This is a genomic window from Exiguobacterium sp. s123, from assembly GCF_018617075.1.
GTDB classification, from domain to species: domain Bacteria; phylum Bacillota; class Bacilli; order Exiguobacteriales; family Exiguobacteriaceae; genus Exiguobacterium; species Exiguobacterium profundum.
This window is the reverse complement of record NZ_JACSJL010000003.1, coordinates 128,213-151,194: the sequence shown is the minus strand read 5'-3', so window position 1 is coordinate 151,194 and position 22,982 is coordinate 128,213. Positions and strand designations below refer to the sequence as shown.

Here is a 22,982-nt window from a genome sequence, read left to right as displayed (position 1 = left end):
AATCATGTGTATAATAAAACATGTAACCGATTTCAAATAAGGAGTGAGGACACATGAAGAAAATCTTATTAGCGTGTAGTTCAGGGATGTCGACGAGTTTACTCGTAACGAAGATGAAAGATCATGCCACATCAATCGGGGATGAGGCGAAGATTTGGGCAGTCGGTCAAGATCAGGTCGTAACCGAGATGGACGAGGCAGATGTGATTTTGATTGGTCCACAAATGCGTTTCTTGTTGGATAAATTGAAAGCGCAAACATCAACACCGATTGAAGTGATCGATATGATGGCATACGGCACGGCGAATGGAAAAGCTGCATACGAACAAGCGATGAAATTAATGGGGTGAACAACGTGGAACAGGTAGACGAGTTAACCTTGGAGCAAATGGCATTCATGATGATTTTGCACAGTGGCAATGCGAGAAGTACGATTCAGGAAGCGATTCAACTGTATAAAACGAGTTCTTATGAAACGTTCGAAGAAAAGATTGATGAGGCACGTGGACAATTAAAAGAAGCACATCAAACACACTTTTCACAAATCCAAAGAGAAGCGAATGGAGAAAAAACAGACGTCTCTTTATTGCTTCTTCATGCAGAGGACCATTTAATGTCTACGCAAACAATGCTTGATTTGACAGCGGGTTTGGTCGAAATGGTCGAACAAAAGATTGTAAATCCTAATCAAGAAGGGTGAATCATATGTCACAGGACAATAAGATGTTCAACATGATCAGTAAACTGCTCATGCCGATGGCGACCTATTTAAACAACAGTCGCTATTTACAAGTATTGCGAGATGCATTCATGCTCGCTTTCCCGATTACCATGTTTGGGTCAATCATCGTCGTCATTGCAAACCTGCCGTTCCTCGACCGTTTCATGTCCGAGAGTACACTCAGTGTATTTAAAACATCACTCGGAAACGCACCATCTGCCACGATGGGGATTATGTCTATCTTTGTCGTCTTCGGTATCGGGTATTATCTATCGAAAAGTTATCAAGTCGAGGCTGTCTTCGGAGGAGCGATCTCGCTCGTGTCTTTCCTTCTCTTAACGCCTTTCTTGATTGAAGTGGACGGTATGTCAGAGGCAGTCGGGAATGTCCTTCCGTTGGATCGCCTTGGAGCGAAAGGGATGTTCCTTGCGATGATTACCGGATTCCTGTCCGGTGAGATTTATCGATTTGTCGTTCAAAAGAACTGGACGATTAAGATGCCGGATGGAGTACCGCCAGCTGTTGCGAAATCATTCTCAGCACTTGTTCCTGCATTATTAACCTTGACTGTATTTTTAACATTCAACATCATCGTGACGAACTTATTCAATACGAATCTTCATGACGTCATTTTCAACGTCGTTCAGCAACCGCTTGTGACATTAGGGAATGGTCTCATTCCAACGTTGATTGCAATCTTCTTCGTTCAGCTATTTTGGTTCTTCGGACTCCACGGTCAGGTCATCGTCAACTCGGTGATGGACCCGATTTGGAACACATTATCTGTGGAGAACTTGACGGCTTATACCTCGACTGGAGATGTTCCGAACATTATCAGTAAACAGTTCATTGAAATTTACACGGTAGGGCTTGGTGGTTCCGGATCTACACTTGCTGTCGTCGTGGCCATCTTGTTGTTCTTGAAATCGAAACAGTTGAAACAAATCGGGAAACTATCCCTCGGACCTGGACTATTCAACGTAAACGAGCCGGTCATCTTCGGACTTCCAATCGTTATGAACCCGCTCATCATGATTCCTTGGATTGTCGCACCGCTCGTGACGGTAACGGTCACATACTTCGCGATGTCGACAGGCTTAGTCCCACCACCAACGGGTGTCGCTGTTCCATGGACTGTCCCAATGTTCTTGAGTGGTATCATGGCGACGAACTCGCTTGCCGGAGGTCTTCTTCAAATCGTGAACTTCTTCATTATTTTGGCGATTTGGTTCCCGTTCTTGAAATTTATCGACCGAATGAACTTGAAAAAAGAGTTAGAAGAATCAACAGATAAACAAGAAGCAGTGTAAACAAATAGAGAAAATAGAAATAAGGGAGAGATAAAAGATGACGAACCCGACACAAACACGAATGAAAGAGCAAAAGACCTATCAATTTCCGACAGACTTTTGGTGGGGAACGGCTTCTTCTGCTACACAGATGGAAGGTGCTGCTTTTGAAGGTGGAAAAGGATTGAACATCTGGGATTACTGGTACATGCAAGAGCCGAATCGCTTTTTCAATGGCGTAAGCGCAACAGAGGCCTCAAACTTCTATCATTTGTATGAAGAAGATATCGCATTGATGAAAGAACTCGGGCATAACACGTTCCGTTTCTCCATTTCATGGTCACGTCTTTTTCCACAAGGTGTCGGGGAAGTAAATGAAGAGGCAATCACATTTTACAACAATGTCATCAATTGCTTAATCGATCATGGTATCGAACCGTTCATCAATCTGTATCACTTCGATATGCCGATGGCGCTTCAAGAACAAGGTGGTTGGGAATCACGGGAAGTCGTGGAGGCATATGTCACTTTTGCGAAGACATGCTTTGAGTTGTTTGGTGACCGCGTCGAGAAGTGGTTCACGCATAATGAACCGATTGTACCGGTAGAGGGTGGATATTTATATGATTTTCATTATCCAAACGTTGTTGATTTCAAGCGAGCTGTCCAAGTAGCGTACCACTCGATCTTATCGAGTGCGAAGGCAATCGAAGCGTATCGTGACATGGGACAATCTGGGCAAATCGGAATCATCTTAAATCTGACACCCTCATATCCGAGAAGTCAGCACCCAGCTGATTTGAGCGCAGCGCGCATTGCTGATGCGATGTTCAATCGCTCGTTCCTCGATCCATCTGTTTTAGGCACGTTCCCTCAAGAACTAGTAGAAGTGCTGAAGTCTGAAGATGCGATGCCACAGATGGAAACAGGCGATCTTGAACTCATTCGAGAACATACAGTCGACCTGCTTGGCATCAACTATTACCAGCCGCGTCGCGTGAAAGCAAAAGCATCACTGCCGAATCCGGACGCACCATTCTTACCGGAAAACTTATTTGATTTTTATGAGATGCCTGGACGTAAAATGAATCCATATCGTGGATGGGAAATTTACGAAAAAGGAATCTATGATATATTAATCAATCTAAAAGAAAACTATGGTAATATTCCATGCTTCATTTCAGAGAATGGAATGGGTGTCGAGGGTGAAGAGCGTTATCGTGACGAGAACGGAAGTGTCCAAGACGATTATCGAATTGATTTCATTCGCGAACATCTGAAATGGATGCATCAAGCGATTGAAGAGGATTCGAACGTAAAAGGCTATCATCTTTGGACGTTCATGGACAATTGGTCATGGAGCAATGCTTATAAAAATCGCTATGGATTTGTAGGTATTGACTTAGATACGCAACAGCGTACTGTAAAAAAATCAGGGCACTGGTTTAAACAGTTGATTGACGCTAATGGTTTTACAGAATAATGAAGTAAGCTGACAAAGACTACTCTTTGTCAGCTTTTTTTGATATATTGTACATATATGTCTATACATGAGGTGCTATATGTCTACTAAGAAAAAACCGAAATATGAAACCATTGCTGATGAAATTCGTAAAAGAATTATTGAACACGTTTATCCGCTAGAACATGCATTACCTGATGAAATCCATTTGGCCCAAGAGTTTGGGGTGAGCCGAATGACGATGAAACGTGCGCTTGAGATTCTCGTCATGGAAGGGCTGATTTATCGTAAACGTGGTAAAGGAACATTCATTTTACAGTCGAGCTTCCAAAAAGATCGCATCAACGTGATTAGTAAAGAAACGAGAGGGCTGACTCAAGTAATCGGAGATCGCTCGTTACGAAGTGAAGTCCTGAATTTTGAGGTGAAGTTTCCGTGTCAGGAAGTCGCCAATCATCTCATGATTGAGCTGACAGAACCGGTCTATGAAATACGTCGTGTGCGTTACGTAGACGATGAGCCGTATGTCATCGAATTGACGTACATGGTTGCTAACCTCATTACAGGAATCACACGTGAAATTTTGGAAAAATCCGTGTATGCGTATATTCAAGAAGATCTGGGTTATACGATTACAAGCTCGCATAAAGTGATTCGAGCAGATAAACCGGATGAGTACGACCAAGCTTACTTGAAGAATGATATCACTGAACCGATTATCGAAGTCGAGCAAGTGGTCTATTTAAGTAACGGGAAACCGTTCGAGTATTCGTTTGCCCGTCATCGATACGATAAATTTGTGTTTTCATCGGTCAATATTGTGAAGTAAAAGTCGCCGCGATGGCGACTTTTTCGTAAGGAGGACCCATCGTGGATGTGAAAATTGAACAAGCAGGATACGAGATAAACGAGCCCGTCATCCAAGACATTTCGTTTGATGTACGGGCAGGTGAGATTTTAGGGGTGATTGGGTCGAATGGTGCGGGAAAAACGACCACCATCGCCTGTCTTACCGGAACGATTCCTTGGATGAAGGGAACGGTCGAGATGGAACGCTATGCGTTTATCCCGGAACAACCGGTCTACTATGATTATTTGACGCTATCTGAACATATTGCACTCGTCCAAGAATTAACGGGAATCGATTCAACAGAAAAAACGGAGGAGTTGCTACAGCTATTCCGGTTAGAGCATGTGACCGATCGGTATCTCTCCTCTTTTTCAAAAGGGATGAAACAGAAGGCGATGATTCTATTGGCGCTCATTCAAGAAGCGCGGGTATTGATTGTCGATGAACCATTTATCGGATTGGATGCGACGACGACGATTCAGTTACTTCGACTGTTAGAAGCGGAGCGTACGAGGGGGGCAAGTGTCTTATTAGTCACACACGTTCTTGATACGGCCGAGCGATTATGCGACCGATTCGTATGGATTGATGATGGACAACTGCTCGCGAGTGGGACGAAAGTGGAGATTCGTGAAGCGCTCGATACAGAGGGGATGACCTTGTTTGACATAATGGAAGATGTGGCGATGCGATGATTGCGAAACGATTGTTTTGGATGCGTGTCTCCCGGTACATAAAACAGCAATGGAAGACGGTCCGATTGATTGTCGACTGGACGATTTTTTTATACGGTGTCCTTCCTCTTCTCATATGGGCAGGCTATTCCTACTGGCAAGTCTGGGAAGGGAACTTCCCCTGGTTAGGTGACATCCCTTATTTTCTCTGGGCACTTCTGATTGGATGGTTCATGTGGCAAGACCGTATGTTTGTCTGGATTGAGCGTGCCGATCTCATCCTTGTGTCAAACCGGAGCATGATTCGGGATTTAAAAAGGTATTCGGTTTGGTATCAACTTACGCAACACGTGATTCAATATGGATGCTATCTGCTGTTGCTTGCACCGATTCTATACGTAAAAGGAAGGGACGTGGGCGAGATTCTCGCGTTTGGGGCTGCACTTTTTCTACTCGCTTGGTGTCACGCATGGGTCCAGTATCATCTACGTCTCCGACACGCCCATCTCATGAAGCGATTTTTAATCGTACTCCTTGCTTTTGTAGGCGTGTATGCGTTATTGATTGAGTCGATATTGCTTAGTGTGTTGATCGGAAGCATCATGGTCACATTTGCGTTATACGTAGGGGAAGGATGGGTGTCGAAACATCCGAGTGTCGGTCGAGAAATTGAAATCGGAGAACGTGAGCGTGCCTCATTCGATCGTGTCCTGTTGACGACGTCAGGAGCCATCGAGAAGACGAGTGAGCGGAAACGTCCCCTGTATCGACCGAGACCGAATCGCTTCGGCACCGTCAGACGGACGATGGCACTCCTTATGTACTTTAGAACGCCGAGTCATCGGAATTTATGGTTTCGACTCATTCCGCTCGGGATCACGAGCGTGATTCTTCTCCCAAGTTGGTTCAAACTAGTGGTTCCGATTTATCTGTTGTATGTCGCCTATCAAGAACAGACGTCGTTCACGAGAGAAATGGAGCGACATCCATTCTTTCAATCCATTCAAGAAAGAGGTTCATCATGAACGAACAGCAGTATGAGCAACTGTTACAAATCGAGACGGCCAAACCTCAGCAAGGATTCCCGTCCTCAGCCGAGTATAACCGTTATGAACCGACTCCTTACGAAGCACTCGATTTGCTTCGGGATGCGTATCCGTTAGAGTCCACAGATACCATCGTGGATTTCGGTTCGGGAAAAGGACGTCTGCCGTTCTATTTAGCGTATACGTTTCGTGTCAGGGCAATCGGTGTCGAGATGGACGGTGGATTTCATGAGGAGGCACTTCAAAATTGGATGAGCTATACGAAGAAACATCGTAATCGGGGAAGTGTTCAATTGGAACAGGGATTCGCGGAGGGATTCATGATTCCACCGGATGCGAATCGATTCTACTTCTTTAATCCGTTCTCGGTGAACGTCTTCCGCCAAGTGATTGCCAACATCATCGAATCTGTTGAAACGGTTCCTCGCCCGGTCGATGTGATTTTATATTATCCGGCGGATGAGTACCTCCATTATTTGAACGACGAGACGCCTTTTCAGTACGTACAAACGGTGCGATTGCCGCTGAAGAATCTTCATGAGCGATTTTTGATTTATCGGTTTGATATGATGGAGTCATCTTGGTAAAGGAGGAGTGAGCACGATGAAAAAGAAAGACATTTTAGAAGCGTATCGTTGGCGTCAAGCGACGAAAGCGTTCGATGCGGATCGTAAAATCAAAGAAGAGGACATGGAGTTCATTTTAGAGACGGGACGTCTTTCGCCGAGTTCGTTCGGATTCGAGCCATGGCAATTCGTCGTGGTGCGTCGGGAAGATTTACTCCAAAAGATTAAAGATCATGCATGGGGAGCGCAAGGTCAGGCCCTGACTGCCAGTCACTTTGTGTTGATCCTCGCAAGAACACCGAAAGCCATGCGTTACGATGCAGACTATATTCGTCACATCGTCACAGGCGTACAAGGACGGACGGAAGAAGAGTACGCACAGCGCGTGAAACGAGTGCAAGAGTTCCAGGAGAACGACTACCGTCTTTTAGACGATGAGCGTGTCTTCCAGGAATGGATCAAGCGTCAGACATATATCCCTCTTGGGAACATGATGACGGCTGCCGCACAAATCGAGATCGATTCATGCCCAATTGAAGGGTTCAATCAAGAGGAGATCGATGAGTTGTTAATCTCAGAAGGTGTGATGGAACGTGGGGAATGGTCACTTTCAGTCATGGTCGCATTTGGGTATCGAGCGCGCGACTTTGCACCGAAAACACGTCGTGATTTTAACGAAGTCGTCAAATATATCGGATGAAAAAAAGGTCAATCGCCTCAGCGATTGATCTTTTTGAATTATTTCCAGTCTGTGATGCGGTCGACTGGGAAACGGACTGATGGGTAACCTTCTTCGGCTGCTTTCCCGATAGAGAGAAGCATGACTGGGAGGTAACGCTCTTTGTCGAGACCGAACGCTTCAGCGATGTTCGCTTTATCATATCCACCGATTGGGTTTGTGTCATATCCGTGTGCGCGTGCGACGAGCATAAGCTGCATCGCAACGAGACCTGAATCGAGCATGATGCTATCTTTGATCATTTCTTTCGGTGCATCTTTGAAGATGCCTTTGATCATGTCGACTTGACGGTCACGGACCTCAGCCGGCATCATACCGCGCTCTACTGCTGTATCGAAAATCTCTTCTGTGTAATCTGCCATCTGATAGTCGGCGAAGAGTGCGATCACAGCTGAAGATGTTTCCACTTGGCGTTTGTTGAAGCTTGCGAGTGGGAGGAGTGTTTCTTTTCCTTCTGCGCTATCGATGACGACGAAGCGCCATGGCTGTAAGTTAAGGGATGAAGGAGCTGTTGTCGCTTCTTCAAGAATTTGTGTCATTTCTTCTTTTGAAATTTTGACGTTCTCATCGTATACACGAATCGAGCGGCGTCCTTTGACAATCTCCATAAAGTCTTTTTGTGTGGCAGTGTTCATATTGTAGTCTTCCTTTCATGGTCAATAGTATCTTGTAACATCGTGAGTGATGCTAATAACTGTTGTTGATCCTCTACCTTCATGTTGACAAAAAGTCGGTCCGTTAAGCACTCTTTTTGCTCAGTCCAATGTGCAATTTGTTCACGACCATCGTCTGTCAACTCAACATAGATGACACGGTTGTCTTGTTCACAGCGTCTCCGCGTGATGAGTCCTTGTGTCTCTAACTGTTTCAAGTGTCGGGTGATGGCGGCATGGTCGACATCGACGCGCTGTTGCAATTCACGTTGCCGCAATGGACCGACGTGATACAAGTTGCTCAAAATGTCGTAGCGACTCAAGCTGAGCCCGTCCATTTCAGAGTCGAATAATTGCCCTAATTCTTTTTGTACAGTGATGATGTGATAGAGAATTTGATCACGAAGCGAGCAAGAATCTCGCATGCACATCGCCTCCTCAAATCATTGATGATTCAATCATTGATGGGTCACACAATGTATAGTAAACCCAACCTGACGATATTTCAAATAAAAAGTTTTAAAAAATAGGTTGTCAAACTGTTATATAATAGTCTATATTATAACCAACTGATATATAACAATGATTAAAGGAGGATGTGAACGCTTGGAACACTATGAACGACTAGATAAGTATCATATTCATGAGAAACTGCTCGAATTTGTGAATAAAAACGTTCTTGAACCTCATGAAATCAATGATTTTTGGGAAGGGGTCGAATCGCTTCTAGAGCGTTTCATTCCAGTGAATCAGACACTTCTAGAGCAGCGCAAGACATTCGAGCGATTGTTACAGGAATGGTACAGCAGGCAAGACGAAGTCGATCCAATCGAATACGAGACATTTTTAACGTCGATCGGCTATATCGAACCGGTCGTCGAAGATTTTAATATCGACGTGTTGAATGTCGATCGCGAAATCGCTCATCAAGCGGGACCGCAACTCGTCGTACCGTTAGACAATGCCAGATATGCACTCAATGCCGCCAACGCCAGATGGGGAAGTCTCTACGACGCTCTTTATGGGACGGACATGATTGACGAGACAGACGGTATGGAAAAGGGAAGAGCATATAATCCCGTTCGCGGTAATGAGGTCATTCGGTTAGCGAAACAGTTTCTGGATGACACGTTCCCGCTACCATCAGGGTCGCACAAGGAAGTGACACGATACGTCGTTCGTGACGATGTCGCTTATGCGGTAATCGGGGACGACGAGCATTCGTTCGCAGATGATTCTTTCGTCGGTTACACCGGGGAACCGAACGAGTTGAAGACGTTGATGCTCCAGCACAATGCCTTGCACGTTGAACTTCAATTCGACCGCGAGCATCCGATCGGAAAGATTGATCCTGCTGGACTGATGGACATCGAGCTCGAATCAGCCCTATCCGCAATCGTGGATTGTGAAGACTCGGTCGCAGCCGTTTGCGCGGAAGACAAAGTTCATCTGTATCGTAATTGGCTCGGTCTAATGGATGGGACGCTTGAAGCCTCGTTCCAAAAAGACGGGAAGCGACTCTCTCGGCGTTTAAACGAAGACAAGCGTTTGCTTGGAAAAGGTGGGGTGGAAGTCGTCCTCCCAGGACGCGCGCTCTTGTTCATTCGGAACGTTGGACACTTGATGACGACGGACTTGATTCTTGATGCAGAAGGTTGCGAGGTACCAGAGGGGGTCGTTGATGCCATCTTTACTTCATTGATTGCAAGTCGCCATCTTCATCGTCGTCTCAACTCTCGGGAAGGATCGATTTACATCGTCAAGCCGAAAATGCACGGCTCTGAAGAAGTGGCATTCACCAATGTTTTGTTTGATGCCGTGGAAAATCTGCTGGACCTTCCTCGCTATACGTTAAAAGTCGGCGTGATGGATGAAGAAAGACGAACGTCGCTCAACTTGAAAAATTGTATCGCGCAAGTAAAAGAACGGGTCGTCTTCATCAACACGGGCTTCCTTGACCGGACGGGAGACGAGATTCATTCCTCGATGACGCTCGGACCGATGCGTCGGAAGGGAGAAATGAAGACGTCACCTTGGCTCACTGCATATGAACGGTTGAATGTATGGATCGGTCTCGAGAGTGGGTTCCATCATCAAGCACAAATCGGAAAAGGGATGTGGGCGATGCCCGACCGAATGCAGGATATGATGCGTGAAAAATTGGCACACGTACGCTCCGGGGCAACGACGGCATGGGTACCTTCACCGACCGCGGCGACACTCCATGCGATGCACTATCATCAACTCGATGCTTTTGATGTACAGCGAGAATTGATGCAACAGCCTGTTTTGAAACACGAACGACAACAGCTTCTTGATATCCCGCTCGCGATGCGCATCTATTCGCAAGAAGAGATTAAAGAAGAGCTTGAGAACAACTTGCAAGGATTGCTCGGGTACGTCGTCCGTTGGGTCGAACAAGGTGTCGGTTGTTCGAAAGTGCCGGATATTCACCATGTCGGACTGATGGAAGACCGGGCGACACTCCGGATTTCGAGTCAACACGTGGCCAACTGGTTGTATCACGGCATCTGTTCAGCAGAACAAGTCGAGGTCACCCTTTATCGGATGGCACGAGTCGTCGATGAGCAAAACGAGTCAGACCCGAATTATCGACCGATGACGCCGAACGTTGATCAGTCAATCGCCTATCAAGCCGCCCACGAACTCGTGTTTCATGGGTTGAAACAGCCAAACGGGTACACGGAGCCAATCTTACATCGTCGCCGCCGTGAATTTATGAAACGTCAAACTGTGGAGTTAAACCTTAAAGGAGGAACCTCATCATGACAACGAAAAAAATGGAAAGCGAACAGTTGATTGAACGTTGGGTCGTCCGCCGCATCGTATCTGGAGAATCGACAGCATCACTTGCGAATACGGCATTCGTATACGGAAACGACTTGATGCGCCTCGTCTTGGATCGTGCAGACGGTTCGCTCCAAATCATGAAAGAGCCGATCGATGAAGTCGTCGTTTTCCGCAAACCGGAGGACCGTGACGAAGAAAATGTCTGTCGTTGCTGCGGGATGGAGCATTCGACGTTTAAGGCAGCGTTAGAATGCTGCGCTTACCTCGACTAAATCATTTCGTTCGCACCATCTGTTATATAACAAATTTAATTTTATAAAATTAATATAATACAGGAGGGTTTATTGATGAAACAACGCGAAGAATTGTTGAACAGCTGGAAGTCAGAACGATTTGAAGGGGTAGAACGTCCATACTCTGTAGAAGACGTCATGAAATTACGAGGGTCTATCGTGATTGAACATACGCTTGCGACAAAGGGAGCGGAACGCCTGTGGCAATTGATGCACGAGCGTGACTACGTCCATGCACTCGGTGCGTTGACAGGGAACCAGGCGATTCAGCAAGTGAAAGCAGGACTCGAAGCCATCTATTTGAGTGGTTGGCAAGTAGCGGCGGATGCGAACCTGTCAGGTCACATGTATCCGGACCAGAGTCTATATCCGGCCAACTCGGTGCCAAGTGTCGTCAAACGAATCAACCAAGCGCTTCAACGTGCCGACCAAATTCAAACGGCAGAAGGGAAAGGCGACACGCATTGGTTCGCACCGATTGTCGCAGATATGGAAGCCGGTTTTGGTGGGGTACTCAACGTATTCGAATTGACGAAGGTGATGATCGAAGCGGGGGCTGCCGGCGTTCACCTCGAAGACCAGCTCTCGTCTGAGAAGAAATGTGGTCACCTTGGTGGGAAGGTGTTGCTCCCGACGCAGACGGCTGTGAAAAACTTGATTTCGGCGCGACTCGCGGCAGACGTCATGGGCGTCCCAACGATCATCGTAGCGCGGACAGATGCGCACGCGGCGAACTTGATCACGAGCGACATCGACCCAATCGATCATCCGTTCATCATTGGAGAGCGTACGCCGGAAGGCTTCTATCGTACGGAAGCTGGTATCGAGCAAGCAATTGCTCGCGGTCTCGCTTATGCACCGTATGCAGATCTCGTCTGGTGTGAGACGTCCGAACCAGATTTAGCAGAGGCACGTCAATTTGCCGAAGCGATTCATGCGAAGTATCCAGGCAAACTTCTCGCTTACAACTGCTCACCATCGTTCAACTGGAAGAAGAAGTTGTCAGACGAAGAGATTGCCACGTTCCAACAAGAAATCGGTGCAATGGGCTACAAGTTCCAGTTCGTCACACTCGCTGGATTCCACGCGCTCAACTTCGGCATGTTCGAGCTCGCACGCGGGTACAAAGATCGCGGCATGGCAGCGTACTCGGAGTTACAACAAGCAGAATTTGCGGCTGAAGTACACGGTTACACGGCGACACGTCATCAACGTGAAGTCGGGACGGGTTACTTCGATGAAGTCTCGCTCGTCATCTCGGGTGGGCAATCATCAACGACTGCACTGGCTGGATCGACAGAAGCAGAGCAGTTCACAAATTGATCATATTTTGGAGACGCCAACTTGTTGGTGTCTCTTTCTTTATGTGAAAGTGTGTGAATCAGTTCGATGAATATGTGAAAAAAAGATGAATCAAAGTTCATTTTCACTTCTCCAATTCGACGAATAGTTGTCACAAATAGTAAGAATAAACCGTTTCCATTCTTTGTATACTCAATCTGTTCACAAGTTGGACACAATGATAAAGGGGGAAGCATCATGCGAGGGGAACGGTTGAACAAACGTAACGCTTGGTACCAAGCGGTGTGGCGTTGGCATTTTTATGCAGGTCTCATATTTGCACCGATTTTCATTATCTTGGCTGTGACAGGAAGCATTTATTTATTTGAACCGCAAGTAACAAAGATGCAATACAAAGACATGATGACGGCATCTTTCACGGAAGAACAGCCGATAGAAGTCCAAAAGGAATCATTCATGACAGAATATCCGGATGCGATGATCACATCGATTCGTTTGCCGGATGAAGGTGAATCGACTCGAATCGGTTGGATGAACGAAGACGAGATGATGTATACATATATTCATCCAGAAACGACAGAAGTTTTAGGAACACGGTCTGCTGAAGGTAGCATGGATTTATTAGTTGTGATTCATGGCACACTATTAGGTGGTCAAATCGGAAACTGGGTCGTCGAACTCGCAGCATCCTGGGCAATCATTCTTCTTATTACAGGGACCTTCTTATTCTGGCCGCGCGGAAAGAATCCGATTCGGATGCTTGTGCCGAAGCTCGGGAAAGGCCGGCAGTGGTGGAAACAGATGCACGGTAGCGTCGCCTTATGGTCATCGCTAGGTCTCGTCATCATCATCAGTTCAGGTCTTGCCTGGTCATCCGTTTCGGGTGCGATGTTGCAGTGGGTTTCCTCGTCGACAAACACGGGAGCACCGATGTATGCCTATGCGTTTGGTACCAAGCCGGAATCGACCGTGACGACAAAAGATGTGGCAGAAGACGTACCTTGGGCGACCCAAGCAGATCTCGTTCCAACTTCTTCTCCAAGTACGCTGTTGCCGATTGATTTGAATCAAGTGGTTAACAAGTCCACGATTGATCGACCGTACACGATCTCGCTTCCGGAAGGCGAAACAGGCGTCTATACTATCACATCGGCAGCGGGACATCCATTTAAAGAAGCGACGGTGAACTTAGATCAATACAGTGGTGAAACACTCAGCTCTGTGACATACGCAGATTACGGGGTTCTCGGAAAACTGATTACGGTCGGAATCGCCTTCCATGAAGGTCGCCTCTTCGGTTTGCTCAATCAATTGGTTGGGGTCGCACTTTGTCTAGGTCTCATTTTCGTGGTCATCAGCTCGTTCGTGATGTGGCGCAAACGGAGAATCGGATCGATCGAACAGATGAAGCGGTTTGAGGACGAACGGATCAAACGAATCGTCGGTATTTTGATTCTACTTCTTGGTGTGACATTACCGCTCGCAGGGATCAGTATTCTTGTCGTTCTCCTATTTGATTGGTTAGTCGGGCGCCGGAAGTTGAAAGCGGAGGTGGCGGCATGAAACGATTTAAAGCAGTCCTTCCTGTCATCCTAGCGACGATTTGGTTAGGTGCGTGTCAACTTCAGCCAGTAGAACGCACCGTTGATCCGATTGGCATTCAACTGATCGTACCTGAACGTGTAGAAGTTGGCTCGACGACGCTTGCGATGAAAATATCGAATGATGAACGTGTGACAGAAAGCCATATTCAAGTCACGCCTTACGATTCGGAAGAGACCCGGACGTATGAAGTGACAGAAAAGGATGGCTATCTCGTGACGAGCGTGAAACTCGATCAGGGAATCTACCAAGTGAACGGCATGGTCCATGAAGGGCAGAAGGTCTATACGCCGTCCGCATGGATGATTGTCGGTGATGTACCGCAAGACCAAATCGACCAATTGCAGCAACCAATCGTTCACTCACACGACCATGGTGGTGAACATCAGCATTAAAAAAGTAACCGTTGCGTATGCAGCGGTTACTTTCGTTTAAGACGTATCCCGATCTCTCCAATGAGAACGGCAATGCCCATAAATCCGGCACCGAGGATGGCCATTTGATTCTGGTTGGCGACCCCGATTCCCTTCTCGAATTGATAAATCTCACGTGTTAAGAATTGGATCGGCTCACCGGATGTGAGTGCTTGTTCATAACCGAGCCAAATCAAAATCGAGAATGTGGCAATTGAAACCAAAAGTCCGATGAATGCGGTAGTACTGACACGGATTACGGTTCGAGTCATAGCGTTTCCTCTTTTCCTGTTTGTATACGATACGTCACAAGCTGAGGAAAAGATTCACGAGGCAATCATTTCGGAATGGTCAACACTTGCCCGACACTGATTAAGCTGACGTTCGTGATATTGTTGGCGGCCGCGATTTTCGCAACAGTTGTGTTATACATCGTCGCAATCTTGTACAGCGTGTCCCCTAATTTGACCGTGTATTTTACCGTAGTTGTCGGTGGTGTGACCGTCGTACCTGGGATGACGAGCACTTGTCCGACATAGATGGAGTTGACGTTTGCGATGTTATTGGCAGCTGCGATTTTTGCGACGGTCGTATTGTACATCGTCGCAATCTTGTAGAGTGTGTCGCCCGATTTCACGGTGTATTTCACGGTCGTCGTAGGTGGTGTAACGGTCGTTCCTGGAATGATGAGCACTTGTCCTACATAAATCAAGCTGTAGTTCGTAATGTTGTTGGCGGCAGCAAGCGCCGAGACGGTGACTCCGTATGTCCGTGCGATACTGTACAACGTATCACCTGACTTCACGGTATACGTTTTGTTCGTCGATGCGTTTTGATATGCAAGTAATTGTGAGATCGTGACAAATTTGTACCCTTTTGCTTTGAGTTGTGAAATCATCGTTGGGAGTGCGAGCGGTGTACCCGGGGCCCCGGCTCCGGTATGCATCAAGACGATTGAACCCGGTTTGATGTTAGTCTGAACTTTCGTGTTGATTTGGCTCGCGGTCAATCCTTTCCAGTCAACCGTATCAATGTTCCATTGAATCGTGTATCCGTATCCTGAAGCCCCGACACCGCTCAATACGGTACTATTCACTGCACCAAAAGGGGCTCTGAAAATCGGTTTTGTCGTTTTTCCGGTCAACGATTTAATCAAAGCTTCCGTGCGGTCGAGTTCGGATTTCATCTGCGTGGCAGTCAGTTTGGTGAAGTCAGGGTGTGTATACGAGTGATTTCCGAGTTGATGTCCTTTTGCGGCGATATTTTTAATGTACTGTGGATGGTTATTTGCGCCCGACCCCGTTAAAAAGAAAGTGGCTTTGACATTGTTTTTTGCTAAAATGTCTAAAATCTTGTTCGTGTTCGCCCCGTCTGCCCCGTCATCGAACGTCAATGCGACGACCTTGCTCGTCGTGTTCACACTCGTGACAAATTTTGAAGCGGCGGCACTGACGGAAATCGATTGTGTGATCACCATCGCCAATAAGATGAACAGTGCCATCGCCCCACGAATGACCTTACGTTTCATCTGAATTCGCCTCCATTCATGATGTAACTCTCTTGATGTTAAGACTTTCCAAATGATTGACCTTGATATATTTTATATACCCCTTTTTAGAAATGATGGACTAAAATTCGGAAATGTACTCAATAAATTTTGATTCAACTATATGTGTGAAATTTGTGAGAATGTATCGTGGGATATATCACAGAATGCTCACACTCTTTTTGGAAAGAGATGGTATCATGAACAATGTGTGAAAGATGTAAGCGATTTATAAGGAGGACTTATGATGAAAAAGATGATGACACGGTTTGGGGTCGTGTTTGGACTCATCGGGTTGTTCGTACTCGGTGCGTGTGGTACTGAGAAAGAAGCGGAGAGCGCGGCTGTTCCACAGTCAATGGAACCGGTCGAGGCAGAGTTGACGGTAGAGGCAACGGCTGAAAAGGGAGAGGCGGTACCTTTATCAGTAACAGTCACGCAAGATGGTCAACCTGTAGACGATGCGGATGAAATCAAGTTCGAAGTATGGAAGAACGATGCGAAGGAAGAAAGTGAGATGATCAAGGCGTCACTCACGAAAGACGGTGTCTATGAAGCGGAGACGACGTTCGCGGAAGAAGCGGTCTATACGGTCCAGGTTCACGTGTCAGCGCGTTCGATGCACACCATGCCGACGACAAACGTGACGGTTGGACATCCAGAAACGGCTGCTGAAGCAGAAGAAGAGAGTGAGCATCATCACCACGCTGGAGCGGATATCACGCTTGATCCGAAAGAGGCGACAGCAGGGGAAGAACAACCATTCATGGTACACGTCATGATTGAAGACGAGATGCTCGCAGGGGCGGAAGTACAACTCGAAATCTTCCAAGACGGGGCAGAGAAGCATGAGTGGGTGAAGTTAGAGGAAGCAGATACTGGGATGTATAAAGGTGCACACACCTTTGCTGAATCAGGCGCATACAACGTTCAAGTCCATGTCACGAAAGGTCATGATATTCATGAGCACGTCATGGAGACGGTAAACGTTAAATAAAAAATCGGCTCACGTTGAGCCGATTTTTTATTATGCATTTTGGTAAAGGGATTCAACTTGTTGTTGAAGCGCTTCGTTCTCCAAGTACTCATCGTATGTTGCTTCTTTGTCCACGATGCCATTCGGAGTCACTTCGATGATGCGTGTCGCGATCGTCGAGATGAGCTGATGGTCATGTGAGCTGAAGAGAAGCACGCCTTTGAACGACTCGAGACCGTTGTTGAGTGCCGTAATCGATTCGAGATCCAAGTGGTTCGTCGGATCGTCAAGGACGAGTACGTTCGAGTTCGAGAGCATCATCTTCGAGAGCATGCAGCGTACTTTTTCTCCTCCTGAGAGGACAGACGCCTTCTTCATGACTTCTTCACCTGAGAAGAGCATGCGGCCAAGGAATCCACGAAGGAACGTGTCTGACTCATCGGCAGGTGAGAACTGGCGCAACCAGTCGAGGATGCTCTTTTCTGAGCCCTCGAAGTACTCCGAATTGTCTTTCGGGAAGTATGACTGAGTTGTCGTGACGCCCCATTTGACTGACCCTGTGTCTGGCTCCATCTCACCCATGAGAATTTTGAAGAGTGTCGTGATGGCAACGTCCGAACGACCGACGAATGCGACTTTGTCCGTCTTGTTGAGTGAGAACGTGACGTTGTCGAGTACTTTTACACCATCGATTGTCTTCGATACGTTATCGACATAGAGAACATCGTTTCCGATTTCGCGCTCCATCGTGAATCCGACGAACGGATAACGACGTGACGACGGACGGATGTCATCAAGTGTGATCTTATCGAGCAACTTCTTACGAGACGTCGCTTGACGTGCTTTCGATGCGTTCGAGCTGAAACGTGCGATGAAGTTTTGAAGCTCTTTGATTTTCTCTTCTTTCTTCTTGTTCTGGTCTGCCGCCATACGTGTAGCGAGTTGGCTAGACTCATACCAGAAGTCGTAGTTCCCGACATACAATTGGATTTTTCCGAAGTCGAGGTCGGCCATGTGCGTACAGACTTTGTTCAAGAAGTGACGGTCGTGGGAAACGACGATGACTGTGTTTTCAAAGTTGATCAAGAATTCTTCTAACCATTGAATCGCTTTTAGGTCAAGTCCGTTGGTCGGCTCGTCTAAGAGGAGGATATCTGGCTTACCGAAGAGCGCTTGGGCAAGAAGGACTTTGACTTTCTCCCCACCTGTGAGTTCGCTCATTTGTTTCTGGTGGAGCGCTTCAGAGATTCCGAGACCTTGAAGGACCATCGACGCTTCTGACTCGGCTTCCCAACCGTTCAACTCAGCGAATTCACCTTCGAGTTCAGCTGCGCGCATGCCGTCTTCATCTGAGAAGTCTTCTTTCATATAGATGGCGTCTTTTTCCTTCATTACTTTGTAGAGACGCTCGTGACCCATAATGACGGTCTCGAGAACCGCACTGTCTTCATACGCGTAGTGGTCCTGCTTGAGGACAGCGAGACGTTCGCCTGGTGTGATGCTGACATCACCCGTCGTCGTATCTTGTTCACCTGATAAAATCTTTAAGAATGTCGATTTTCCGGCACCGTTCGCACCGATCAATCCGTAACAGTTGCCTGGCGTGAACTTGATGTTCACCTCTTCAAACAATTTGCGACCGCCAAATTGTAGGCTGACGTTATTTACTGTAATCATGTATGGTATCCCTCGTTTTTCTGATTAGTTTACGACGTGTATTGTATCACGTTTTTGAAAAACGCGCAGTCGCGTAAAGAGTGGAAGTGAAAAATGACTCTATTCGGTAATTCCCAACATATCATATGTTTAGTAAAAACATAACGTTTCACTTAATACATTTGGTTACTTGAAGTGAGACGTTGTGTCAAAGCAACGAAGTAAACGAATTCCTTCAGGGGAAATAGTGCAGTTCAGTTGCCATATTTCTAATCCGGAAGGTATCGCATCGTTAATCAATTGACGAATTAGATGGTCTTGTTTTCGGTTGGGATTACCGGTATAAATTGGTGCGTCATATAAAAAAACATATAAGAGGACTGCTCTTCCGGTTTGGGGTAGAGTGGAAATCAGAGCGTAGAGATGACGAATCAAACGTTCTGTTTCGATGGGTCGTTTCACTCGTCTACGTTTAAAGTGTGGGAGAGGAATAGTGAGTAGTTCGCTGAGCGGAGCCTTCACTTCCATGAAGATTCCATCAATCTGAAAATCGATCCGTGCACCGTCAGTTACTATTTCACGTTTGATTCCCCTCGGGGTTGAGAAAGCATCAAGCTGGTTCTCGAGTAAGAAAGCTTCAACATAGTCGTTTACACGACCTTGATTGATTCCAATCCATTGTTCACCATCGACTGAAATGGCTTCGACTGTAAAGCGAGTTTTACGATTCGAGTCATAGGTTTCTGAGACGAGGCAGGGGATGTTTTCAAATATAATATCTCCAATCCTTCCTGTTACAGGACAATGGCAAGGCGTGAGCAAATCATCAACGAGTACGTCCATGACAAAGCGATTACGTCTGTTTACAATTATCGCTTTTTTCAAAGGTTCTTCAAATAAAATCATTGCCACTTTTACGTGAAATGACGGTATTCAACTCAAATGCTACATTTCCTGCGAGTGCGCGTGAAATCATACATTGATCTTTCGCTTTTTTCGCGATGCGTTCAACAAGTGTGATCTCTCGATCCGTCATCTCTGTAGGTACTTGAATCGTTGTCGCATAGCGAATCGTCTCGTAAGTGAAGATGCCGTTCGTCACATCGACGATGCCTTCCGCATCAATCGTGATGCCACGGTGAGTCAGGTCACTCCGTCCGAGTACGGCTGCGAGGGTGATGATATAACACGTGGCCGCTGCCCCGAGTAACATCTCATCCGGATTCGTGCCGACTCCGGGACCGTCCATCTCGGGTGGGATCGAAATCTGTGTCTTTAATCGCTCGGCCTCGAGGGTACCGACGTCATTTCGTCCGCCATCCCAGCCGAGGTTCATGCTAAATGTATGCTTCATCAAAAATCGCCTCCAATGTCTCTAGTGTAAAAGAGAACGATTGGAGGCGCATGTGTTATGCTTGTGCGCGCTTCGCGAATGTGCGAAGTGTTTCGATGATAACCGTTGTTGCTTTTTCCATGTTGTTCACAGAGATGTATTCAAACTTCCCGTGATAGTTTTCGCCACCTGTGAAGATGTTCGGCGTCGGAAGGCCCATGTAAGAAAGTTGCGATCCGTCTGTCCCACCACGAATCGGTTCAATCTTCGGTTCGATGCCAAGGCCGCGCATGACGTCAGCGACGGTATCGACGATGTGTTTCACTGGTTCGATTTTCTCGGCCATGTTGTAATACTGATCTTCCATCTGGAGTTCAATCCGTTCTTCCCCGTATTTTTGTTTCCATTCGAGGACAAGTTTCTCCATCAACGCTTTACGTGCTTCGAACTTTTGTTTGTCGTGATCGCGGATGATGTATTGAAGCGTCGTCTTCTCGACGTCCCCATTGAAGCCGTTCAAGTGGAAGAACCCTTCGTAGTTGCTCGTACGTTCCGGTGCCTCATCAGCAGGCAAACGGTTTTGGAACGCCATCGCAAGCTTCATCGAGTTGACCATCTTGTTCTTGGCGCTACCTGGGTGCACGTTCGTCCCGTGGAAGGTGACGGTCGCACCGGCTGCGTTGAAACTCTCATACTGCAACTCTCCAAGTGGACCGCCGTCCATCGTGTAAGCGAAGTCCGCATTGAATCGGGCGACATCGAATTTATGTGGTCCACGTCCGATTTCTTCATCCGGTGTGAAGGCGATGCGGACCGGCCCGTGTGGAATCTCAGGATGAGCCAATAAGTATTCGATCGCTGTGACGATTTCAGCGATTCCTGCTTTATCGTCCGCACCGAGGAGTGTCGTGCCGTCCGTTGTCATGAGCGTATGCCCGACATACCCGTCCAGTTCTGGGAAGTCTTTTGGTGATAACACGACATGACGCGACTCGTTCAAGACGATGTCGCCACCTTCATAATGCTCGACGAGTTGAGGGGAGACGTTCGTTCCTGTGAAATCGGTCGCCGTATCGACGTGGGCAAGGAAGCCGATAGTCGGTACATCATGATCGACGTTACTCGGAAGTGTGGCGAAGAGATACCCGTATTCGTCCGTCTCGACGTCTGTCAGACCGAGTTCTTTTAATTCTTTCTCCAAATGGCGAATCAAATCCCATTGTTTGGCCGTCGATGGTGTTGTCGTACTTGTGAAATCCGACTGTGTATCAATCTTCGCGTACGTCATTAAGCGTTCAATTAATTTTGCTTGCATGGATTGCCCTCCTCTAATAAGTTTCATCTTCATTAGTTTATCACGCGCAATCGAAGTCGAAACAAAAAAGTCGCGCCCATCGATGGACGCGACCTGTTCAAAAGAGAAACGGATATAGAATCGGCAAGATAAACGAGGTGAAGATTGCGGTCAATCCCATTGCGGCACCACCTGTTGCACCGGACAACGGATGTTCCGTTGCCGCCTGAGCGGTCCCAATCCCGTGACTGATTGTGCCGAGTGTGAGTCCACGCGTGAACGGGTCGTCCATACGAATCCACGTCAATAAGACCGGTCCGAGCATCGCCCCTAAAATACCGCAGGCAACGGCGATCGAGGCCGCAAGTGTTGCATCCCCCTCTAGTTGTCGAGCCAATTCAAGGGCAATCGGGGACGTCGCCGATTTGACCGATAGTGCAATCAATACGTTTTCGGTGAAAGAAAATAACTTGCCGAAAAGTACAGCCACGAAGATTGTGGAAAGTGACCCGATGACAATCGCGCTCAGTGCTCGCTTTGCCCGTGCGAGTAGTACGGGTAAGTTGCGATAGAGCGGTAATCCGAGGGCGACAGTCGCTGGTCCGAGTAAGATGGTGATGAGATCGGTAGCCGGTTCATACGCATCATAGGACTGTCCTGTCACGAGTAACAGAAGAATCAAAATCGCTGTACTTAAGAAGACGACATTGGTGAACGGAGATGCCCACTTCATGGAAAGTCGACGACTGAGCGAATACACGAGAATCGTCGATCCGATCCAAACGTATGTCATGATGTCTCACCTTCTTTCCCGGAAACAAACGCGGTCACGACCATACCCACCGCCATGCTGGCGAGTAACGTGATAAGGAGCGGGATGCCGGCAGCTTTTAACAACGTGCCGTACGCCATAAGGCCGACGGCAATAGGGATGAAGAAGAAGGCGAGATGCTTCGTCAAATATCCGGCACTGTCCTCAATCCATTCCACGCGAATGACTTTTGTTACTAAGAGAATGAGCAACAGCACCATGCCGATGACGCTGCCTGGTACTTTCCACGAGAACGTCTCAACAATCCAGTTTCCGAGCGTGCTCAATCCGAATAAAAGAGCGAGCCCAATCATCCATTTTAATAATTTCATATACATGACTTCCTTTCACGTCATTCAAAACGTATGAATTTTCTCAAATTCAACGAGAGAGGTCAAGAAAAGGGTATGATACGTTTATTCTACTTGATGAAGAGGAGGAAGATAGCGCGATGGAAGAAAAGGGAACACTTTATTTTTTATGTGGAAAAATGGGGGCTGGAAAATCAACGATGGCCAAGCAAATGGCTGCTGAACAACGAGCGGTTCTCTTATCTGAAGATGAATGGTTATCTACGTTATATCCGAATCAAATTCATACGTTTGAGGACTATCAAAAGCATGCTAGGCTACTGAAGCCACTAATTGAATCTCATGTCCAACAGTTGCTGCGACTCGGGATGCATGTAGTGATGGATTTCCCGGCAAATACAAAATCGTCACGATCTTGGTTTTTACAATTGTCAGAACATGCTGGGGCGAATCACCGTCTGATTTATCTCAACCGAAGTGATGAACAATGTCTTCGACAGATTCAGAAACGTCGCATCTCGGAACCGGAACGAGCCGCATTTGATACCGAAGAAGTCTTTCATCATGTGACTTCATTTTTTGAAGCGCCAGATGATACGGAACACCTACATATCATTGAAAAATAAAACATGCG

General features: G+C 47.0%; 26 protein-coding genes. 16 read left to right on the top strand and 10 right to left on the bottom strand.

Annotated features, from left to right (window positions below; genetic code table 11):
• The first annotated feature begins 53 nt into the window (after positions 1-53).
• The 9 genes from KNO72_RS07290 (at position 54) to KNO72_RS07250 (ending at position 7,308) form a co-directional block, all read left to right on the top strand.
• A complete protein-coding gene (locus KNO72_RS07290) occupies positions 54-350 on the top strand; it encodes a PTS sugar transporter subunit IIB (RefSeq protein ID WP_015880368.1) in 297 nt (98 codons plus the stop codon).
• Positions 351-355: 5 nt separating this feature from the next.
• Positions 356-700, top strand: a complete 345-nt coding sequence (locus KNO72_RS07285) for a PTS sugar transporter subunit IIA (protein WP_041917964.1) — start codon at positions 356-358, stop codon at positions 698-700.
• 23 nt (positions 701-723) lie between these two features.
• The gene (celB, locus tag KNO72_RS07280; RefSeq protein ID WP_041918122.1) at positions 724-2,031 is read left to right on the top strand and encodes a PTS cellobiose transporter subunit IIC; all 1,308 of its coding nucleotides are present in this window, start codon (positions 724-726) and stop codon (positions 2,029-2,031) included.
• A gap of 37 nt (positions 2,032-2,068) precedes the next feature.
• A complete protein-coding gene (locus tag KNO72_RS07275; protein WP_371815835.1) occupies positions 2,069-3,493 on the top strand; it encodes a glycoside hydrolase family 1 protein in 1,425 nt (474 codons plus the stop codon).
• 79 nt (positions 3,494-3,572) lie between these two features.
• On the top strand, positions 3,573-4,301 hold the full coding sequence (locus tag KNO72_RS07270) for a GntR family transcriptional regulator (protein ID WP_074035076.1): 729 nt from the start codon (positions 3,573-3,575) through the stop codon (positions 4,299-4,301).
• 41 nt (positions 4,302-4,342) lie between these two features.
• Complete coding sequence (locus tag KNO72_RS07265; protein WP_214757611.1) at positions 4,343-5,017, top strand: ABC transporter ATP-binding protein; 675 nt, start codon at positions 4,343-4,345, stop codon at positions 5,015-5,017.
• Positions 5,014-6,021, top strand: coding sequence for an ABC transporter permease (locus tag KNO72_RS07260; protein WP_214757608.1), 1,008 nt, complete (start codon positions 5,014-5,016; stop codon positions 6,019-6,021). Before KNO72_RS07265 ends, KNO72_RS07260 begins: the two co-directional genes overlap by 4 nt.
• Positions 6,018-6,629 (top strand): class I SAM-dependent methyltransferase, encoded by a 612-nt coding sequence (locus KNO72_RS07255; RefSeq protein ID WP_211781939.1) that lies wholly within the window; start codon positions 6,018-6,020, stop codon positions 6,627-6,629. Before KNO72_RS07260 ends, KNO72_RS07255 begins: the two co-directional genes overlap by 4 nt.
• Positions 6,630-6,645: 16 nt before the next feature.
• On the top strand, positions 6,646-7,308 hold the full coding sequence (locus KNO72_RS07250; protein WP_015880376.1) for an NAD(P)H-dependent oxidoreductase: 663 nt from the start codon (positions 6,646-6,648) through the stop codon (positions 7,306-7,308).
• 38 nt (positions 7,309-7,346) lie between these two features.
• Here the strand turns inward: KNO72_RS07250 and KNO72_RS07245 are convergent, their stop codons facing one another.
• Together KNO72_RS07245 and KNO72_RS07240 are read right to left on the bottom strand one after the other, a co-directional pair.
• Positions 7,347-7,982, bottom strand: a complete 636-nt coding sequence (locus KNO72_RS07245) for a nitroreductase family protein (RefSeq protein ID WP_015880377.1) — start codon at positions 7,980-7,982, stop codon at positions 7,347-7,349.
• Positions 7,979-8,425 (bottom strand): MarR family winged helix-turn-helix transcriptional regulator, encoded by a 447-nt coding sequence (locus KNO72_RS07240; protein WP_078146066.1) that lies wholly within the window; start codon positions 8,423-8,425, stop codon positions 7,979-7,981. The genes KNO72_RS07245 and KNO72_RS07240 overlap by 4 nt, the downstream gene beginning before the upstream one ends.
• A 181-nt stretch (positions 8,426-8,606) precedes the next feature.
• Here KNO72_RS07240 and KNO72_RS07235 point away from each other — a divergent pair, with 181 nt between their 5' ends.
• The 5 genes from KNO72_RS07235 to KNO72_RS07215 all read left to right on the top strand — a co-directional run bounded on the left by KNO72_RS07235 (position 8,607) and on the right by KNO72_RS07215 (position 14,403).
• On the top strand, positions 8,607-10,790 hold the full coding sequence (locus tag KNO72_RS07235) for a malate synthase G (RefSeq protein WP_214757606.1): 2,184 nt from the start codon (positions 8,607-8,609) through the stop codon (positions 10,788-10,790).
• Positions 10,787-11,083: a hypothetical protein gene (locus tag KNO72_RS07230; protein ID WP_015880380.1), complete on the top strand. Its 297-nt coding sequence runs from the start codon at positions 10,787-10,789 to the stop codon at positions 11,081-11,083. The genes KNO72_RS07235 and KNO72_RS07230 overlap by 4 nt, the downstream gene beginning before the upstream one ends.
• 75 nt (positions 11,084-11,158) lie before the next feature.
• Positions 11,159-12,427 (top strand): isocitrate lyase, encoded by a 1,269-nt coding sequence (gene aceA, locus KNO72_RS07225; RefSeq protein ID WP_214757604.1) that lies wholly within the window; start codon positions 11,159-11,161, stop codon positions 12,425-12,427.
• Between the two features lie 216 nt (positions 12,428-12,643).
• A complete protein-coding gene (locus KNO72_RS07220; RefSeq protein ID WP_214757602.1) occupies positions 12,644-13,969 on the top strand; it encodes a PepSY-associated TM helix domain-containing protein in 1,326 nt (441 codons plus the stop codon).
• A complete protein-coding gene (locus tag KNO72_RS07215) occupies positions 13,966-14,403 on the top strand; it encodes a hypothetical protein (protein WP_214685045.1) in 438 nt (145 codons plus the stop codon). The genes KNO72_RS07220 and KNO72_RS07215 overlap by 4 nt, the downstream gene beginning before the upstream one ends.
• A gap of 26 nt (positions 14,404-14,429) precedes the next feature.
• On the opposite strand, the gene KNO72_RS07210 is transcribed toward KNO72_RS07215, so the two are convergent.
• Positions 14,430-14,693: an LlsX family protein gene (locus tag KNO72_RS07210; RefSeq protein ID WP_214685047.1), complete on the bottom strand. Its 264-nt coding sequence runs from the start codon at positions 14,691-14,693 to the stop codon at positions 14,430-14,432.
• A gap of 65 nt (positions 14,694-14,758) precedes the next feature.
• Entirely contained in the window at positions 14,759-15,949 is a 1,191-nt protein-coding gene (locus tag KNO72_RS07205; RefSeq protein WP_214757600.1) for a LysM peptidoglycan-binding domain-containing protein, read from the bottom strand.
• A 265-nt stretch (positions 15,950-16,214) separates the two neighbouring features.
• Between KNO72_RS07205 and KNO72_RS07200 the strand changes: the two genes are divergently transcribed.
• Positions 16,215-16,964, top strand: coding sequence for a FixH family protein (locus KNO72_RS07200; protein WP_214757598.1), 750 nt, complete (start codon positions 16,215-16,217; stop codon positions 16,962-16,964).
• A gap of 30 nt (positions 16,965-16,994) precedes the next feature.
• Here KNO72_RS07200 and KNO72_RS07195 read toward each other — a convergent pair whose 3' ends face one another.
• The 6 genes from KNO72_RS07195 to KNO72_RS07170 all read right to left on the bottom strand — a co-directional run bounded on the left by KNO72_RS07195 (position 16,995) and on the right by KNO72_RS07170 (position 22,369).
• A complete protein-coding gene (locus KNO72_RS07195; RefSeq protein WP_015880408.1) occupies positions 16,995-18,620 on the bottom strand; it encodes an ABC-F family ATP-binding cassette domain-containing protein in 1,626 nt (541 codons plus the stop codon).
• 165 nt (positions 18,621-18,785) lie between these two features.
• Positions 18,786-19,505: a DNA/RNA nuclease SfsA gene (locus tag KNO72_RS07190; protein WP_214757596.1), complete on the bottom strand. Its 720-nt coding sequence runs from the start codon at positions 19,503-19,505 to the stop codon at positions 18,786-18,788.
• The gene (locus KNO72_RS07185; RefSeq protein WP_078146074.1) at positions 19,492-19,956 is read right to left on the bottom strand and encodes an SACOL1771 family peroxiredoxin; all 465 of its coding nucleotides are present in this window, start codon (positions 19,954-19,956) and stop codon (positions 19,492-19,494) included. The genes KNO72_RS07190 and KNO72_RS07185 overlap by 14 nt, the downstream gene beginning before the upstream one ends.
• A 52-nt stretch (positions 19,957-20,008) precedes the next feature.
• A complete protein-coding gene (pepT, locus tag KNO72_RS07180) occupies positions 20,009-21,247 on the bottom strand; it encodes a peptidase T (protein WP_214757595.1) in 1,239 nt (412 codons plus the stop codon).
• 97 nt (positions 21,248-21,344) lie between these two features.
• Complete coding sequence (locus KNO72_RS07175; RefSeq protein ID WP_214685055.1) at positions 21,345-22,019, bottom strand: LrgB family protein; 675 nt, start codon at positions 22,017-22,019, stop codon at positions 21,345-21,347.
• Positions 22,016-22,369: a CidA/LrgA family protein gene (locus tag KNO72_RS07170; RefSeq protein WP_214685057.1), complete on the bottom strand. Its 354-nt coding sequence runs from the start codon at positions 22,367-22,369 to the stop codon at positions 22,016-22,018. The genes KNO72_RS07175 and KNO72_RS07170 overlap by 4 nt, the downstream gene beginning before the upstream one ends.
• A 119-nt stretch (positions 22,370-22,488) precedes the next feature.
• On the opposite strand from KNO72_RS07170, the gene KNO72_RS07165 reads away from it, so the two are divergent.
• Entirely contained in the window at positions 22,489-22,974 is a 486-nt protein-coding gene (locus KNO72_RS07165; protein ID WP_214757594.1) for a P-loop nucleotide/nucleoside kinase family protein, read from the top strand.
• Positions 22,975-22,982: the final 8 nt, after the last annotated feature.